This is a genomic window from Streptomyces sp. NPDC014882 (assembly GCF_043081325.1).
Lineage (GTDB): Bacteria > Actinomycetota > Actinomycetes > Streptomycetales > Streptomycetaceae > Streptomyces.
The window spans coordinates 104,299-118,231 of sequence record NZ_JBIBWL010000019.1 but is presented as its reverse complement, the minus strand read 5'-3'; the positions used below and the strand labels follow the sequence as shown (position 1 = coordinate 118,231).

Sequence of the window (13,933 nt, the reverse complement as noted above, 5' to 3'; positions counted from 1 at the left end):
CGGTCCTTCTGGCGCACCGCCGTCGCCGAACCCGACCCGCTGGACATCACCGACCTGTGGACGCCGAAGTTCGCCGTCGGCCAGGACGACCCCCGTCCCGCCCGACCCGTCCCACCCCGCCCGATCCACCCCCAGCCACGGAGGCTCCTCATGGACGACTACGCGCTCAAGGCCGTCGAACGGCTCTCCACCCGCCCCGCCGAGCCCTACGAGACCTTCCGCGTCACCCCGATCACCCCGCTGCTGGGCGCCGAGGTCACCGGCCTCGACCTGTCCCGGGAGCTGACACCCCGGCAGGAGAAGGAACTCAAGCACGCCTTCCACACCCACCACGTCCTGGTCTTCCGCGACCAGGACATCACCCCGGAGGAACACAAGCGGTTCGCGGGCGTCTTCGGCGAACTGCACCCCGTCGCCCTCGCGCCCGAGGGATCCGACCCCCACATCCTCGAGATCAAGGCGACCGGGGAGTCGAAGGCCGTCGCCGGCAACGGCTGGCACGCCGACGGCACCGCCGACGCCGAACCCTCCCTCGGCTCGGCGCTGTACCTGACCACCGTGCCCGCGGGCGGCGGCGGCGACACCCTGTTCGCCAACATGCACCTCGCCTACGACCTGCTCTCGCCCGCCCTGCGCGGCTTCCTCGACGGCCTGACCGCCCTCCACGACGGGGCCCTGCCCTGGACCGCCGCCGGGCAGACCCCGCCGCCCGAGTACGACGTGCCGCGCACCGAGCACCCCGTCGTCGTACGGCACCCGGAGAACGGCCGCAGACTGCTGTTCGTCAACGCGCCCTACACCTCGCACATCACCCAGCTCTCCCGTGCCGAGAGCGACGCCCTGCTCGCGCTGCTGCACGCCCACACGGCCGGCACCCCGCTGCTGCACTGCCGGGTGCGCTGGCAGGAGCGGACCCTGGTGCTGTGGGACAACCGCAGCGTCCAGCACCACGCCGTCTGGGACTACTTCCCGCACACCCGCGAGGGCCGCCGCGTGGCGGTCAACGGCACCCGGCTCCAGGCCTGAACGGGCACCCGGCCGCAGAGGAGACGCCCCATGACCCCGACCACGGGAACCCCGGCCGCAGGTCTCGAGGCGTTCCTCGCCGCGCTGCGCGCCCCGGCCGCCGGCGCCCCCGACGAGGACGGCACCGCGGTTCCGTCCTGGCTGTGGCAGGTGGCCACCGTCCTGCGCGAGCACCTGCCTCCGCCGGCCGGCGCGCGCCCCCGTCGGGCAGCGTTCGCCTGATCCGTTGCCCGGCGGCGGGTCAGAATTGCCCGGCGGCGGGTCAGACCCCGATCGGGACGCCGATCCCGGCTGCCCGGGCGCGGACCGCGTCGAGATGGTGCAGCCCGCGCAGCACTTCGTCCCGGTCCACGCCGAAGTCGACCAGGCAGGCGATCTCGTCCACCCCCATCGCCGCGAGCCTGCGCACCGTCTCGACGCCGTCCTGGACGGTGCCGAAGAGGCCCGCGCGGGTGAAGAGTCGATCGAACTGGCGGGCGAGCATGAACTCCCTGTCCTGGTCGGAGATCCGGTTGAGATCAAAGCCGTCGGCGCCCGGCGCGGCGGGAGATGCCGCGATCAGCTCCATCGAGCTGCGCAGATAACCGGTGAGCGGCTCGCGCACCTGCTCGCGGATCCGCTCGCGGTCCTCACCGACCAGAGTGTGCAGCATCACGACGACGTGGCCACGCGCCGCGCTGCCGTGCTCATCGGCCAGCGCGCTCCGGTAGGTGGCGATGTTGCGTTCCAGCGCGTCGTCGGCCTGCCCGAGCTGATGGGTGAGGACGCCCGCTCCGAGAGCGCCCGCGATCCGGAAGCTCTGAGGGGAGGCGGCGGCGGTGATCCACACGGGCAACTCGCGTTGCACCGGGCGGGGGAAGAGCCGGATCCGGCGCCGCTCGCCCTCAGGGCCGTCGAACTCGGCCTCCTCGCCGCGCCAGAGCCGCTGCACCGTGCCGACCGTCTCCACCATGATGTTCTTGCGGTCCTGGTAATTCTGTGGCTGAAGCAGGAAGTCGCCGGCGTGCCAGCCGGAGGCGAAGGAGACGCCCGCCCGGCCGCCGGACAGATTGTCGACGACGGACCACTCCTCCGCGATGCGGACCGGGTGGTGCAGCGGGGCGACCACGCTCCCCGCCCGGATCGCCACCCGTTCGGTCACGGTGGCCAGCGCCGCCCCGGTGAGGGAGGGGTTCGGGTACTGGCCGCCGAAGGTGTGGAAATGCCGCTCCGGGGTCCACACGGCGCGGAATCCGTGCGTGTCCGCGAAGCGGGCGCTCTCCAGCAGCAGGCGGTACCGGTCCCCGTCGTCGGCGGCCGCGGTGTCGGCGAAGAAGAAGAGGCTGAGGTCCATCGGTCCATCCTCGGATTCAAGTGGCAATGGCCACGCAGACCACCAGGCCGGCGTGGTGGCTGAGCGACACGTCGATCCGCTCGATCCCGGCCTGCTCGGCGACGGCCAGGGCCCCGCCGCCGAGCAGGACGCGCGGTGCTCCGTGAGCATCGCTGAGCACCTCGATCTCGTGCCAGACCAGGCCCTGACCGAGACCCCGGCCCAGCGCCTTCGCGCTGGCCTCCTTGGCGCAGAAGCGGCCCGCCAGGAATTCCGTACGGCGCCCGACACCCAGGCCGTCGGCCCGGGCCAGCTCCGCCGCGGAGAACACGATCCGCCGCCCGCCCGGGTGGGCGGCGATCCTCGCGAACCGGTCGATCTCCAGGAGGTCGACGCCGATCCTCATGACGGCCCGCCCCCCGCCGGCATCGGCTTCCTGGCCCGCGCTCGCGAGACGTGCAGCCGCTGGATGTCGCTGGTGCCCTCCATGAACTCGAAGGCGCACACGTCGCGGTTCCACTTCTCCAACAGCGGGTGCTCCACCAGTGCTGCCGGGCCGAGCGAGCGCACCGCCCAGCGACCGGCCTCGCGCGCCGCGGACACCGCGGCGATCTTGGCCACGCTGGAGAGCACCGCGTCGTCGCGGTCGTGGTCCAGGGCTGCGCCCGCCCGGTAGACCAGCCGGCGGCATCCCTCCAGCCGAGCCGCGACGGCCTCCAGCCCCGGCGCGTGCGGACGTTCGGCGCGCACCAGGTCCACGCAGGCGAGGCCGGTGCCGACCGCGAGCGCCGCCACCTGCGGCCGTACGGCGCTGAACACCCGCATCGCGCCCCACAGCCCGCGCCTGGTGGGTTTGAGGTGCCGGCCCAGGAGCAGCTCGTCCGGCACGGCGACCCCGTCGAGCCGGATCTCGCCCAGGGCCGCGCCACGCAGCCCCACCATGTCCAGCTCCCGCCGCCACAGCCCGGGAGCGCCGGCCTCGACGAGCGCGGCCCGGATCGACACGGGGCCGTCACCGGTCCGGGCGAAGACCACGCCGACGCCGCCGCGGGCCCCGTTGCCGACGTACTTCTTCGTGCCGTGCAGCCGGTACGGGCCGGTCGGCGTCGCGCGACGCAGGGCGCACTCCAGACCGCCGGCGTCGCTGCCCCGGTCCGGTTCGGTCACGGCGAAGAAGGCGTAGGCGTCCTCGCCGGCCACAGCACGGTAGAAGTGGTCCTGCTGCCGCTCGTCGCCCAACTGGTCGACCAGGAGCCCGGCCAGCGTCGGACCGGGGGCAGCCAGCACCATTCCCGCGTCGCCGTGGGCCAGTTCGAGCATCCACACCAGCGTGTCGAGGCAGGAGCCCGCGGAGTAGGCGAAGCGTCCGACACGGAGCGGCTCGCCGAAGCGTCGCGGAGTCGTGCAGCGGCGGATCAGGTCGAAGGCCGCGACACCCTGATGCGGTTTCACCTCGTGCGGGGCCGCGTCGAGTGCCATCGCGTGATCGCGCAGCTCGGCTGCGGTGTCGGCGGCGGCGCCGCGCAGCGCCGAGAGACGTTCGTCGAGTTCGGTCACCGTCCCCCTCCTCCTTCCGGCGGGCCCGGCCGTGCGAGCCACAGATCGGCGGTGAGCACCGACAGGTACAGGCAGCGCGCCGGATGATCGGTGATGTAGCCTTCCGCGCCGAACAGCCGGGTCGCCGCCCAGCCCGCCTCGGTCAGCCGCTCGTGCCGGTCCCAGGCCGCCTCGGCGGAAGGGCTGTCGGGCATGGCCGCGTCCGTCTCCATCTCGGTGACCAGATCGGCCAGCGCGCCGCCGACGAGCTGGTGCTCGATCAGCGGGACTCCGCCGAACCGGCGCGACGACAGGCGCCGCACGGCCGTGTCCAGCATTCGGGAGAGCACACCGACCCGCACCGCGGCCAGGAGGGCGGCGCGCCGGCCGGTCAGTCCGGGCCCGGGGCCCGCGCCGCTCCGGGGGAAGCGGACGAGGGCCAGCCCGTCGAGCGCCGCGAACGGATGGGGGCGGACGTCGGCGTCCGCGCCCACCGCGGACAGGGGCAGCACCGCGGCGTCGCCGGGGGCCTCGGAGGCCGGGTCGAGGCCTTCGAGCACCGCGGTCAGGCCGACGGCCAGGCCGCCTTCGCGTCCGAGGTCCCGGAACCGCTGCCGCTCGTCCCCGCCGATCGCGTTCACGAGGCCGCTCCCGGACGGAGCCCGGCCCGGAACAGCCGGCCGGAGTGCGGATCGTAGTCGGCGACGACGGTGTACCGGTCCGGCGACCAGTGTTCGGCGAGCGCCGCCCACGCACTGGTGCAGAGCCGGTCCGGCGCCCCCATGACCAGGTCGTGGCCGGTGAGCGGCTCCGGACCGAGCAGTTCCGCGAGTGTCCGGCCGACCACGATCCTCGTCCGCGGTTCCTGCCCCGGCTCGTGTCCGTCTCCGAGCAGCAGCGTCAGCGCCGCGCCGGGACCGGCCACCCGCTCGTCCAGGAGGTCGAGTTCCATGGCGGCCCCGGGGTCGTCTCCTTCGGCGTTGTCGGTGCGCAGCAGGACCGCGCTGTCCCTGTGCGGCCTCGTGTGGGCGTCGGGGTCGAAGTAGGGGAGGGTCGACTGGTCGAGCACGAACACGGCTCCTTCGCGCAGGCCGCCCGCGGTGTGCGTGCGGTCCAGGATGCGCAGCGCCGTGAACGGGGCGCCGACGCCCTGCCCCGACACCGAGAACACCTCCGGGTTCCCCGGGTAGTACTCGGCCAGATAGCAGCCCGCCACCTCGACGACGCTCATGTCGGGCAGGTGGTAGGCCAGGAGGACCCGGTCGGCCGCGGCCGGCGGCCGGTCGAGGGAGTCGAGCAGCTCCCGGGTCATGGCGGTGAAGCTGTTGCCGCCGCCGCGCGCGTACTGCCCGTGGTCGGGCTCCTCGCCGAAGGCGGCGAGGAACTGGGTCATGAACCTCAGCTCGACGCCGGTCAGTGAGGCCGGCCGGTCGGGGAAGCTCCGCACGGCCGGCCGGGCGAGCCGCAGTGTCCTGGCGCCGTCCGGCGGCCGCACGGCCGCGCGCGGTGGCGCGTGTGTCGTCAGCCGCATCGGTCAGGACGCCTTCTCTTCCCCGGTCAGGCACGTGTCGATGTACGCGTTGAGGCTGCCGACCGTCTCGAAAACCTCCGGGGTCAGCTCGTCGGGGTCGATCTGCAGCCCGATGGTGTCCTCCAGCTCCATCAGCAGCTCGATCACGCTGGTGGAGTCCAGGGCCAGATCGCTGAACAGCCGCGTGCTGGGGGCCAGCTCCGGCAGTTCCTTGTGCAGAACCTCGGCGAGCGCGTTCCGGAGCGCGTCGGCCGTCGTGGCGTTGTCGGTGTTCACCATGGTCACAGCTCCCTTACGGGGTTCGGATGGGCGGGAATCAGCCGTGGCGGTCGGTTCGGCCCAGCTCGGGGTGGGTCGACTGCCTGCCGAGGATGTCGTCGAGCGTGTCGCGGCGACGGACCAGGTACGTCCGGCCGCGGCGCAGCACGACCTCGGCCGGGTAGCCGTGGCTGAGGAAGTACACGGGGGAGGCGGAGGGGCCGTAGGCGCCGGAGCGCAGTACGCCGATGAGGTCCCCCGGGCGCAGCTCGGGCAGCGCCACGCTCTTGGCGACCGTGTCGTTGGGGGTGCACAGCGGACCGGCGATGTTCCAGGTGCCGTGTTCCTCGGCGGGCTCCGGCGACCGGGAGAGCAGTGCGATCGGGAAGTTGCGCTTGACGAAGGAGCCGATGCCGACCGCGGCCATGTGATGGTGCGTGCCGCCGTCCGCCACGGCGAAGTTCTCGCCCATGGACTGCTTCGTGTAGCGCACCCGCATCAGATAGGTGCCGCCCAGCGCCGTCAGATACCGGCCGGACTCCATGATCAGCCGGGTGCCCGGGTGCGCCGAGGCGAACCGGTCGAGCAGCGGATTGAGGTCCTTCGCCAGCTCGATCGCGTCGAGTTCCCGCTCGCCCTCGAAGTAGGCCGCCCCCAGGCCGCCGCCGATGTCCACCGCCGTCAGCGGGATCCCGGTGGCCTGCGCGATCCGGTCGGCGAGATCCAGGACGTACGCGGTGTTCTTGACGACCACCTCGGTGTCGAGGATGCGAGTGCCCAGGTAGACCTGGATACCGGCCACTTCGGCGTGCCCGAAGCCGGTCAGTGCTCTTCCGGCCGCGAGGACCTGGGCCTCGTCGATGCCGAACTGGCGGGGCTTGCCGCCCATGGTCAGCCGCGAACCGGCGATGGACAGCGCCGGATTGACCCGTAGCAGCACCCGCTGGCGCACGTCGCGGGCCCGCGCCGCCTCGTCGATCCGCTCCAGCTCCTCGAACGACTCGCAGACGACGGCGTAGATCCCCGCGTCGACACAGGCCTCGATCTCCTGCGCGCTCTTGCCCGGCCCGAGGAAGACGATGTCTTCCGGATCGGTCCCCGCGTCGAGGACCAGCCGCAGTTCCGCGAGGGAGGAGACCTCGGCGCGGGCGCCGGCCGCGTGCAGGACGTCGTAGACGCCCCTGTTGGGGTTCGACTTGAGCGAGTAGAAGATCTCCAGCGAAGGGTGCAGCGCCGAGCGGAGGGCGTGCAGGTTGTCGGCGAGCCAGTCGCCGTCGTACACGTACGTCGGGGTGCCGTACGTGTCGGCGATACCGTTCCAGTCGACTTCGTCACTCATGCTCCGGCCACCATTTCGTCGAGCAGGGTCTCGGCCTGTTGCCTTGTCCGCCGTACGTCGTCCTCGTCGTCGCCGACGCAGATCGCGTAGACGCGGCCGTAGGGCTTTCCCTCGGCCTGGAACATGGCGTTCAGGGTGGCGAAGTTGTTGATCAGCACGCCGCGCGCACCGCGGGCCGAGGACGGCGGGCCGTCCAGGAGCAGTTCGCCGAGCGCGGCTCGCACCTCCTCGAAGCCGTGCACGCGGGTGGGCCGGAGGTCGAAGGTCGTGGCCAGCGCGTGCCGGCCGTCGGTGATCAGACGTTCGGCGATCCGGTTTTGATACGTCGCCATGTTGAAACGGGCATTGATCTCCAGGCAGGGGTAGAGCGTGCCGTCCGCGGCGAGCAGCGCGTCGACCCCGACCAGCCCGAAGTAGCCGGCCACCGCCAGCTGCTTGCCGATCACCTCGGCCGCCGCCCGCAGTTCGTCGATCCGGTCCGGCCGCAGCGCGGGCGGGAACAGGTGTCCGCGGTGCACACCGTTCTCCGTGAGCGCGGTCTTCACGGTCTCGAACCGGACCTCGCCGTCGCGGCCGACGACGAACTGGTAGTTGAGGTCGGCCTGTTTGTCGATCCAGCGCTCGACGACGACGGACGCGCGCCGGTCCGCGCCGGCCCGGCGTTCGATCATCCGCAGCAGCCGCTCGCCGCGTTTGCGGTCCTCCACGACGACCATGCCGCGACCCGAAACGCCCAGTGACTCCTTGACCACCATGGTGGAGCCGGCCCGGACCAGATGGACGTCGAGCGCCGCCGCCAGTTCCTCCACCGTCCGGCAGACCGCTCCCGGGACGGCGGGCAGACCGGTGGCGTCCACCAGCTCCCGGCTGAAGATCTTCCCGTTCACCTCTTTGCAGACGGCGGCGCTCGGGCCGGCCAGGGGCAGCCCCGCGGCCTCGGCCAGCCGTTCCTCGTCCGGTGAGATGCCGAGCGGCATCAGGTAGGTGCGACCGTCGGCGAGCGCGCGCAGGGCCGCCAGCAGCCGGGGGGAGTCCAGCGCGTCTTCGGTGACCGACCGGGAGGGCACATTGCGGTCCACCGTCAGGCGGACACCGTCGGCCGCTCCCAGCGCGGTCAGATAGCCGGCGTATCCGGGGTCGACCGCGTCCTTGAGCACCACGACGTCGTGCTCGTCGGCGAGCAGGACGCCGACCTCCTCGATGCGGTTCACGGTGGCCGACGAGAAGGACAGCCCGGCACCGGGCAGGCCGGGCTCGTCACGGCCCCAGACCCGCTCGACCTCGAAGTTGTTCACATAGACGAATCGGGCGGTCGGGTCTCCGACCAGGGCGGATTTCAGCCGTGCCGTGAATCCGCCGGCTGCCGCGGTGCCTTGTGGTGCAGACATGTCACTCCTGTCCGGTCGAGGTTCTGGCCACCGCGGCGGCGAAGGTCCCGCCCTGGCCCGCCGACACCAGCAGCACATGCGTTCCCGGGCGCACCGCGCCCTCGGCCCGTGCCGTCGAGAGGTTCATGAACGGGTCCGCGCAGAAGCAGTGGCCGGTCTTCGAGACGTTCTCCAGGTAGATCCGGTCGAGCGGGAGCCCCAGTTTCCTGGCGGTGGTACTCCACGAGTAGCGGTTCACGTTGTGCGGCAGGACGAGGTCGATGTCGTCGAGTTCGAGATCCGCGCGGCGCACCGCGTCGAGCATCACCGCGGCCAGCTCCGGGGTGTACGCGCGCCGGTATCGGCGCTGTGCCTCCTCGGGCATCTTCATGGCCTGGTGGAATTCGCCGAGGGTGCGGTGGGCCGTGCTCAGCACCGCGTCCCCCGGCCCGTCGAGGCTGACCACGACACCGGCGGTCGCGTCCCCGAGGACCGAGGTCGCCGGCAGGTGCTGCGTCACCGAGGACAGCGCCTTCTCCCCGATGAGCACCAGAGCCGTGCTCCCGGCGGGCTCTGCCGTGAGCAGGCTCTCGGCCACCTTCAGCACCGACAGCCCGACCGCGCAGCCCTGATGGGACACGGCGAACGATGTGGCCCCCTCCACATCGAGCCTGGTGCGCAGCACATCCATCCAGCGCAGGCTCGGTGGGGCGACGTGCTGCACCGTATGGGCGTGGATCAGGAAGCGCACCCGGGAGCGGTCCGTCCCGGTGAGCGCCTCCTGGCCGATGGCCAGCAGCATGTCGAGCGTGGACAGGCCCGCGGCGACGACGATCCGGTCCAGCCCCAGGAACCGGGTCAGCAGCTTGACCTCGGAGCGCGAGATCTCCAGCGACTCGCGCAGCTCCGTGACGGCGGCGGTGTGCTCCGGTATGAAGGACACGGCCCTACGCAGATACAGCACGGCACCACTCCAGGACGGCCATCGCGCTGTAGAGCTTGTTCTCGGCCTGGTCGAAGGCGATGCTCGCGGGGCCGTCGAGCACCCCGGCGGTGACCTCCTCGCCGCGATGGGCCGGCAGGTCGTGCATGAACACTGCCTTGGGTGAGCCCTCCATCAGCCGCTCCGTCACCTGGAAGGGGGCGAAGACGGTACGCCAGTCCGGGTCCGGCTTGCTGGTGCCGGTGGTCTGCCAGCGCGTGGTGTAGGCGACGTCGAAGTCTGCGGGCAGGTCGTCGAGATCGTGCCGTTCCTCCACCGCGGAGCCGTATGCCGCCGCGTGCTGCCGGGCACGGCCGAGCACATCGCCGGTCAGGCCGTAGCCGGGCGGTGTGCGCAGCTCCAGCCGGACCCCGCGGTAGCGGCTCAGCCCCAGCGCGAGGGCGGCGGCGGAGTTGTTGCCCTCGCCGACGTAGACGACGGTCAGCCCGTCCACCGCCCCGAAGTGCCTGGTGAGGGTGGTCAGGTCGGTGAGCGCCTGGGTGGGGTGCTCGTCGGCGCTCATCGCGTTGATCACGGACATCCGCCGCTGCGCGGCCCAGGCGCGCAACTCCCGCGGACTGCCGGCCGTCCGCGCGACCAGGACGTCGAGCATCCGGGACATCACCTGGCCGGTGTCCTCTGTGGTCTCCCCGGTGTTGAGCTGCAGGTCACCGGGACCGAAGGTGACCAGACCCGCCCCGAGCCGCAGCGCGCCGGAGGAGAACGCCGTACGGGTGCGTGTCGAGGTCTTGCGGAAGTAGACGCCGACGACGTCGCGGGCCAGCGCCGTGCCGTTGACGCCTTCCCCCCTCGCCGCCCGGCTCGACAGCTCCGCGCCCCGCTCCACGATTCCCCGTAGCTGGGAGTCGGCGAGGTCGTCGAGGGAGATGAGGTGACCGCTGGTGCGTTTCGTCATGGGGCCGGCCTCCGTTCCGCCGGGTGGGCGCCGGGCGTCACCGTCGTTCGACCTCGGCGAGAAGGTCCGGCACTTCCTGCACCCGGCCGCTGTCCCGGCCGAGGTCCAGCTCGCCGAGGACCGGCTGTGCGACCGTGCCGTCGACGAAGTCCCGGTGCCCGGACTTCTGCACCGCCGGATGGGGGGCAGGTGCCGGCGTCGAGACGATGCTCGACGTCGTCGACGACATCGCGGGAGGCGACGATCGGCTCAGGACCGATGTCACGCAGCGAGACGTCGAGCACAGTCCGGCCGGGCGCGAAGGCGGCGCGCGCGAGAAGGTACGGCCCCCCGGCGGTCGTCGCCGGCACCACGAGGTCGGCGCGGTCCGCCGCCCCGGCCGGACGCTCCTGGGCGGTGCCCCGGTGACCGGGCACTTCGGTGTGCTCGGCCGGCTTCTTCGCGTGGCCCGCGACCGTGTCGTGGAGGGCGACCCCGGTGAAGGACCAGCCGAGCGTGCGGAAGAACTCCAGGACGTTGCGGGCCGGATCGCCGGTAAAGCCGGCGATCCACTTGATGCAGGCCCCACCTTCGGCCCCACCTTCGGCCGCGCCGTCGGTCGCGTCCGCGGGGCCGTCGGGAGATCCGTCCGGGGACAGGGCCGCGGGCAGGGCGATGATCCTCGCGTCGGGCTTGTCCGGGAAGCGCAGGAAGCGGCTGTCGGGGTCGACCGCCGCGCCACGGCGGTGGGCCGGGTGAGTCTCCCTCACCCGCGCGAGGATCTCCGGTCGGGAGGTCTCGATGACGGCACGGACGCTCTTTCCGCCTCTCACCTGGAAGGAGAACATACGATCAGTTCCTCGCCCTCGTCAGCTCGAACAGCAGGTCGTCGGAGTCGTTGAGGCATTCGGGGCCGAAGGTCTCGGCCACCCAGTCGTCGTTGTAGATCGTTTGGACGTAGCGATCACCGAAGTCGGGCGAGACAGCCACCACGCGGGAACCCGGGGGGAGTTCGGGGGCGCGTCGCAGAACCGCCTGCACCACCGAGCCGGTGGACCCGCCGGCGAAGAAGCCGTATCTGCGGGCGAGCCAGCGGCAGGTCCTGACGGTGTCGGTCTCGGCGACCAGCTCCATGTCGTCCACCAGCTCGCTGCGCAGGATCTCCGGGCGCCGGCTGGTGCCGATCCCGGGGATGAAGCGGCGCGCCGCCGCGCCGCCGAAGTTCACCGATCCGACCGCGTCCACCGCGATGATCCGGGTGCCCGGCGACTCGCGGCGGAAGTGGCGGATGCAGCCCATCAGCGTCCCGGAGGTGCCGGTGCCGACGAACAGGTAGTCCAGGTCCGGGATCATGGCGCTGATCGCTGCGGCGGTGCACCGGTCGTGCACGGCGGAGTTGGCCGGATTGACGTACTGGTTCAGCCAGACGAGGTCCGGGTCCCCGGCCAACTGCTCGTGGATGTAGGCGATGCGGGTGCCCAGGTAACCGCCGCCCTCGTCCGGGCGGTTCACGGTGACCACTTCCGCGCCGAGAGCACGCATGGTCTCCACGCTCAGCGCCGAGGTACTGGGATCGGTGACGCACAGGAAGCGGTACCCCTTGGCGGCGGAGACCACGGCCAGGGCGATGCCCAGACTGCCGGAGGAGGACTCGATGAGACGCGAGCCCCGGCTCAGGAAACCCCGGCGCTCGGCGTCCTCCACCATGCTCCGGGCGGTCTTCAGCTTGATCGACCCGGCGGGATTGAGGCCCTCTATCTTCAGATAGAGGTCGATATTCGCGGCCGCGCCGTCGAGATGAAGGAAGACATCGTCCTGAATCATCTCGTACGCGTTTTCATACATCAATTCTCGTCAACCCCGCATCGGAGAATTCAGGGACGATTGTCATGAGCCCAGCGTAGGAGCCGATGCGATCGGTGGACAGGCAAGTGCCCGGCAGTTTCCGGCAGGAAGGGAAGTTGCCGTCCTGATTCCTTGCCCGGTCGTGCGGCCTTGTGCCGTACTTGCTCCATGATGCAGAGCAATTCCACGCCCGCGGTCGGCAGTGAGCTGACTCTTGGTCAGGAAGCTCTCTGGCTGATCCAGAATCTCGACCCGGAATGCGTGGCCTATAACGTGACCGCGGCGCTCAGCCTGCACTTCCCGGTGGACGCCGAGCTCATGGAGTCGGCCGTCCGAGCCGCGGTCCTGGACCACACGCTGCTCGGCTCGCTGTTCGGCTGTGACGACTCCGGACGCGTCCGTCGCCGTCCGGCCGGAGCCACGGCCGCGCTGACGGAGCGGTACGAACCGGACCTCGACGAGGACGAACTGCGGGCGTTCGCACTGGGTCTGACCCGGCGCCCCTTCGACCTCGACCGGGAGCCGCCGATCAGGACCGCACTGCTGCGACGCCGGAACGCGCCGGACGTCCTGCTGATCACGGCCCACCACATCGTGGTGGACAACGTCTCGCAGTTGCTGCTGTGCCGGGAGATCCTCTCCCGGTACGCGGCGCTGCGCGAGGGACGGGCCTACGCCGCCCGGGACACCGGTGCGGCCTTCGACCGGTTCGCACGGCAGCAGTACGCGTATCTGGCCTCGCCGCGGGCCGACCGGGCGCGGCGGCACTGGCAGGAGGAACTGCGGGGCGTGTCACGGCACACCGCCGTGCCCGCCGACCTTCCCAGACCCGACGTCTACCGCGCCGAAGGCGCGGAGGTCGTCCTGGACCTGCCACCGGACCTGGTGGAAGGACTGGACGAGGCGGTCGCCACGCACAACGTGACCACCTTCGCCTACCTCCTGGCCGTCCTCGAACTGCTGTTGCACCGGTCCACCGGGCAGACGGACTTCCTGGTCGGCTACCCGGTGACGCAGCGCCGGGGCGCGGAGCTGCGGGGCGCCATCGGCTACTTCGTCAACACCTTGCCGCTGCGCGTGCGTGTCGACCCCGACGACGGCTTCGACGCCCTGCTGCGGGGGACCACGGCCGGGCTGTGGCGCGGCCTGCCGCACCGCGACTACCCGTTCGCACTGCTGCCCCGCCTGGTCGATCTGCCGCGCGACCCCGGCCGCCCCGGACTCATCACCGTCCTGTTCGTGTTCAACGAACTCGACAAGGACGACCCCATCGCCGCGGCGCTCGAACCCGGCCGCGAGGTGGAGCACGCCGGCCTGCGCACCGCCGAGTACTACCTGCCGCAGCAGCAGGGCCAGTTCGAGCTCACTTTCCAGGTGACCCGGCACGCCCGGACCCTGCGGGCGACGCTGAAGTACAACACCTCCCTGTTCACCGAGCGCGCGGCCCTTCGGCTGACCGAGCAGTACCGGAGTCTGCTGCGTTCCGCGGTGACCGGCACCCTTCCCGCCGCTCTACGCGAGCTGATCCCAAGAAGTGAGAGTGAATCGATGGACACTACACGAACCGACGCCGACCCGGCGGCCCGCCTCACGCGGATCCGCGACGTCGCCGCCGCGGTCTTCACCGCGGAACCCGGCGCCGTGGAGGCGGCCGAGGACTTCGCGCAGGACCTGGACACCGATTCCTTGCTCGCCGTCGATTTCCTCGTTGAACTGGAGCGGGTGTTCGGAATCTCGCTCGACGTGGACCAGATCCCCAGGCTGATGGCCGGCTTGGACAGCGCCTACGAGACGGTCGCCGAGAGCGCCGGCTGGTAGCCCACCCTTCACCCGCCTTCCCGA

General features: G+C 71.5%; 15 protein-coding genes. 3 read left to right on the top strand and 12 right to left on the bottom strand.

Features of this window, described 5'->3' with window-relative positions:
- Positions 1-150: 150 nt before the first annotated feature.
- Together ACF09K_RS31575 and ACF09K_RS31570 are read left to right on the top strand one after the other, a co-directional pair.
- A complete protein-coding gene (locus ACF09K_RS31575; protein WP_392248765.1) occupies positions 151-1,026 on the top strand; it encodes a TauD/TfdA dioxygenase family protein in 876 nt (291 codons plus the stop codon).
- Between the two features lie 30 nt (positions 1,027-1,056).
- A complete protein-coding gene (locus ACF09K_RS31570; protein ID WP_392248746.1) occupies positions 1,057-1,248 on the top strand; it encodes a hypothetical protein in 192 nt (63 codons plus the stop codon).
- A gap of 40 nt (positions 1,249-1,288) precedes the next feature.
- On the opposite strand, the gene ACF09K_RS31565 is transcribed toward ACF09K_RS31570, so the two are convergent.
- The 12 genes from ACF09K_RS31565 to sbnA all read right to left on the bottom strand — a co-directional run bounded on the left by ACF09K_RS31565 (position 1,289) and on the right by sbnA (position 12,070).
- On the bottom strand, positions 1,289-2,359 hold the full coding sequence (locus ACF09K_RS31565; RefSeq protein WP_392248745.1) for a MupA/Atu3671 family FMN-dependent luciferase-like monooxygenase: 1,071 nt from the start codon (positions 2,357-2,359) through the stop codon (positions 1,289-1,291).
- A 16-nt stretch (positions 2,360-2,375) separates the two neighbouring features.
- Positions 2,376-2,744, bottom strand: coding sequence for a holo-ACP synthase (gene acpS, locus ACF09K_RS31560; protein WP_392248744.1), 369 nt, complete (start codon positions 2,742-2,744; stop codon positions 2,376-2,378).
- On the bottom strand, positions 2,741-3,895 hold the full coding sequence (locus tag ACF09K_RS31555) for an acyl-CoA dehydrogenase family protein (RefSeq protein ID WP_392248743.1): 1,155 nt from the start codon (positions 3,893-3,895) through the stop codon (positions 2,741-2,743). The genes acpS and ACF09K_RS31555 overlap by 4 nt, the downstream gene beginning before the upstream one ends.
- Positions 3,892-4,515 (bottom strand): acyl-CoA dehydrogenase family protein, encoded by a 624-nt coding sequence (locus ACF09K_RS31550; RefSeq protein WP_392248742.1) that lies wholly within the window; start codon positions 4,513-4,515, stop codon positions 3,892-3,894. The genes ACF09K_RS31555 and ACF09K_RS31550 overlap by 4 nt, the downstream gene beginning before the upstream one ends.
- The gene (locus tag ACF09K_RS31545) at positions 4,512-5,405 is read right to left on the bottom strand and encodes a hypothetical protein (RefSeq protein WP_392248741.1); all 894 of its coding nucleotides are present in this window, start codon (positions 5,403-5,405) and stop codon (positions 4,512-4,514) included. Before ACF09K_RS31545 ends, ACF09K_RS31550 begins: the two co-directional genes overlap by 4 nt.
- A 3-nt stretch (positions 5,406-5,408) precedes the next feature.
- Complete coding sequence (locus ACF09K_RS31540) at positions 5,409-5,684, bottom strand: acyl carrier protein (RefSeq protein ID WP_392248740.1); 276 nt, start codon at positions 5,682-5,684, stop codon at positions 5,409-5,411.
- A 37-nt stretch (positions 5,685-5,721) separates the two neighbouring features.
- The gene (locus tag ACF09K_RS31535) at positions 5,722-7,002 is read right to left on the bottom strand and encodes a type III PLP-dependent enzyme (protein ID WP_392248739.1); all 1,281 of its coding nucleotides are present in this window, start codon (positions 7,000-7,002) and stop codon (positions 5,722-5,724) included.
- On the bottom strand, positions 6,999-8,390 hold the full coding sequence (locus tag ACF09K_RS31530) for an ATP-grasp domain-containing protein (RefSeq protein ID WP_392248738.1): 1,392 nt from the start codon (positions 8,388-8,390) through the stop codon (positions 6,999-7,001). The genes ACF09K_RS31535 and ACF09K_RS31530 overlap by 4 nt, the downstream gene beginning before the upstream one ends.
- A 1-nt stretch (position 8,391) precedes the next feature.
- Positions 8,392-9,333: a 3-oxoacyl-[acyl-carrier-protein] synthase III C-terminal domain-containing protein gene (locus tag ACF09K_RS31525; RefSeq protein WP_392248737.1), complete on the bottom strand. Its 942-nt coding sequence runs from the start codon at positions 9,331-9,333 to the stop codon at positions 8,392-8,394.
- Positions 9,317-10,267, bottom strand: a complete 951-nt coding sequence (locus tag ACF09K_RS31520; RefSeq protein WP_392248736.1) for an ornithine carbamoyltransferase — start codon at positions 10,265-10,267, stop codon at positions 9,317-9,319. The genes ACF09K_RS31525 and ACF09K_RS31520 overlap by 17 nt, the downstream gene beginning before the upstream one ends.
- A 37-nt stretch (positions 10,268-10,304) precedes the next feature.
- The gene (locus ACF09K_RS31515; protein ID WP_392248735.1) at positions 10,305-10,496 is read right to left on the bottom strand and encodes a hypothetical protein; all 192 of its coding nucleotides are present in this window, start codon (positions 10,494-10,496) and stop codon (positions 10,305-10,307) included.
- 602 nt (positions 10,497-11,098) lie between these two features.
- Positions 11,099-12,070, bottom strand: coding sequence for a 2,3-diaminopropionate biosynthesis protein SbnA (gene sbnA / locus ACF09K_RS31510; protein ID WP_392248734.1), 972 nt, complete (start codon positions 12,068-12,070; stop codon positions 11,099-11,101).
- 189 nt (positions 12,071-12,259) lie between these two features.
- Here sbnA and ACF09K_RS31505 point away from each other — a divergent pair, with 189 nt between their 5' ends.
- Positions 12,260-13,909 carry a condensation domain-containing protein gene (locus tag ACF09K_RS31505; RefSeq protein WP_392248733.1) on the top strand — a complete coding sequence of 550 codons (1,650 nt, stop codon included), beginning with the start codon at positions 12,260-12,262 and terminating at the stop codon, positions 13,907-13,909.
- Positions 13,910-13,933 lie beyond the last annotated feature (24 nt).

Bases quoted from the DNA above. Each gene is read 5' to 3' on its own strand.
- ACF09K_RS31575 (WP_392248765.1), top strand. From the start codon at position 151: ATGGACGACTACGCGCTCAAGGCCGTCGAACGGCTCTCCACCCGCCCC.
- ACF09K_RS31570 (WP_392248746.1), top strand. From the start codon at position 1,057: ATGACCCCGACCACGGGAACCCCGGCCGCAGGTCTCGAGGCGTTCCTC.
- ACF09K_RS31565 (WP_392248745.1), bottom strand. From the start codon at position 2,359: ATGGACCTCAGCCTCTTCTTCTTCGCCGACACCGCGGCCGCCGACGAC.
- acpS (WP_392248744.1), bottom strand. From the start codon at position 2,744: ATGAGGATCGGCGTCGACCTCCTGGAGATCGACCGGTTCGCGAGGATC.
- ACF09K_RS31545 (WP_392248741.1), bottom strand. From the start codon at position 5,405: ATGCGGCTGACGACACACGCGCCACCGCGCGCGGCCGTGCGGCCGCCG.
- ACF09K_RS31540 (WP_392248740.1), bottom strand. From the start codon at position 5,684: ATGGTGAACACCGACAACGCCACGACGGCCGACGCGCTCCGGAACGCG.
- ACF09K_RS31535 (WP_392248739.1), bottom strand. From the start codon at position 7,002: ATGAGTGACGAAGTCGACTGGAACGGTATCGCCGACACGTACGGCACC.
- ACF09K_RS31530 (WP_392248738.1), bottom strand. From the start codon at position 8,390: ATGTCTGCACCACAAGGCACCGCGGCAGCCGGCGGATTCACGGCACGG.
- ACF09K_RS31520 (WP_392248736.1), bottom strand. From the start codon at position 10,267: ATGACGAAACGCACCAGCGGTCACCTCATCTCCCTCGACGACCTCGCC.
- ACF09K_RS31515 (WP_392248735.1), bottom strand. From the start codon at position 10,496: ATGTCGTCGACGACGTCGAGCATCGTCTCGACGCCGGCACCTGCCCCC.
- sbnA (WP_392248734.1), bottom strand. From the start codon at position 12,070: ATGATTCAGGACGATGTCTTCCTTCATCTCGACGGCGCGGCCGCGAAT.
- ACF09K_RS31505 (WP_392248733.1), top strand. From the start codon at position 12,260: ATGATGCAGAGCAATTCCACGCCCGCGGTCGGCAGTGAGCTGACTCTT.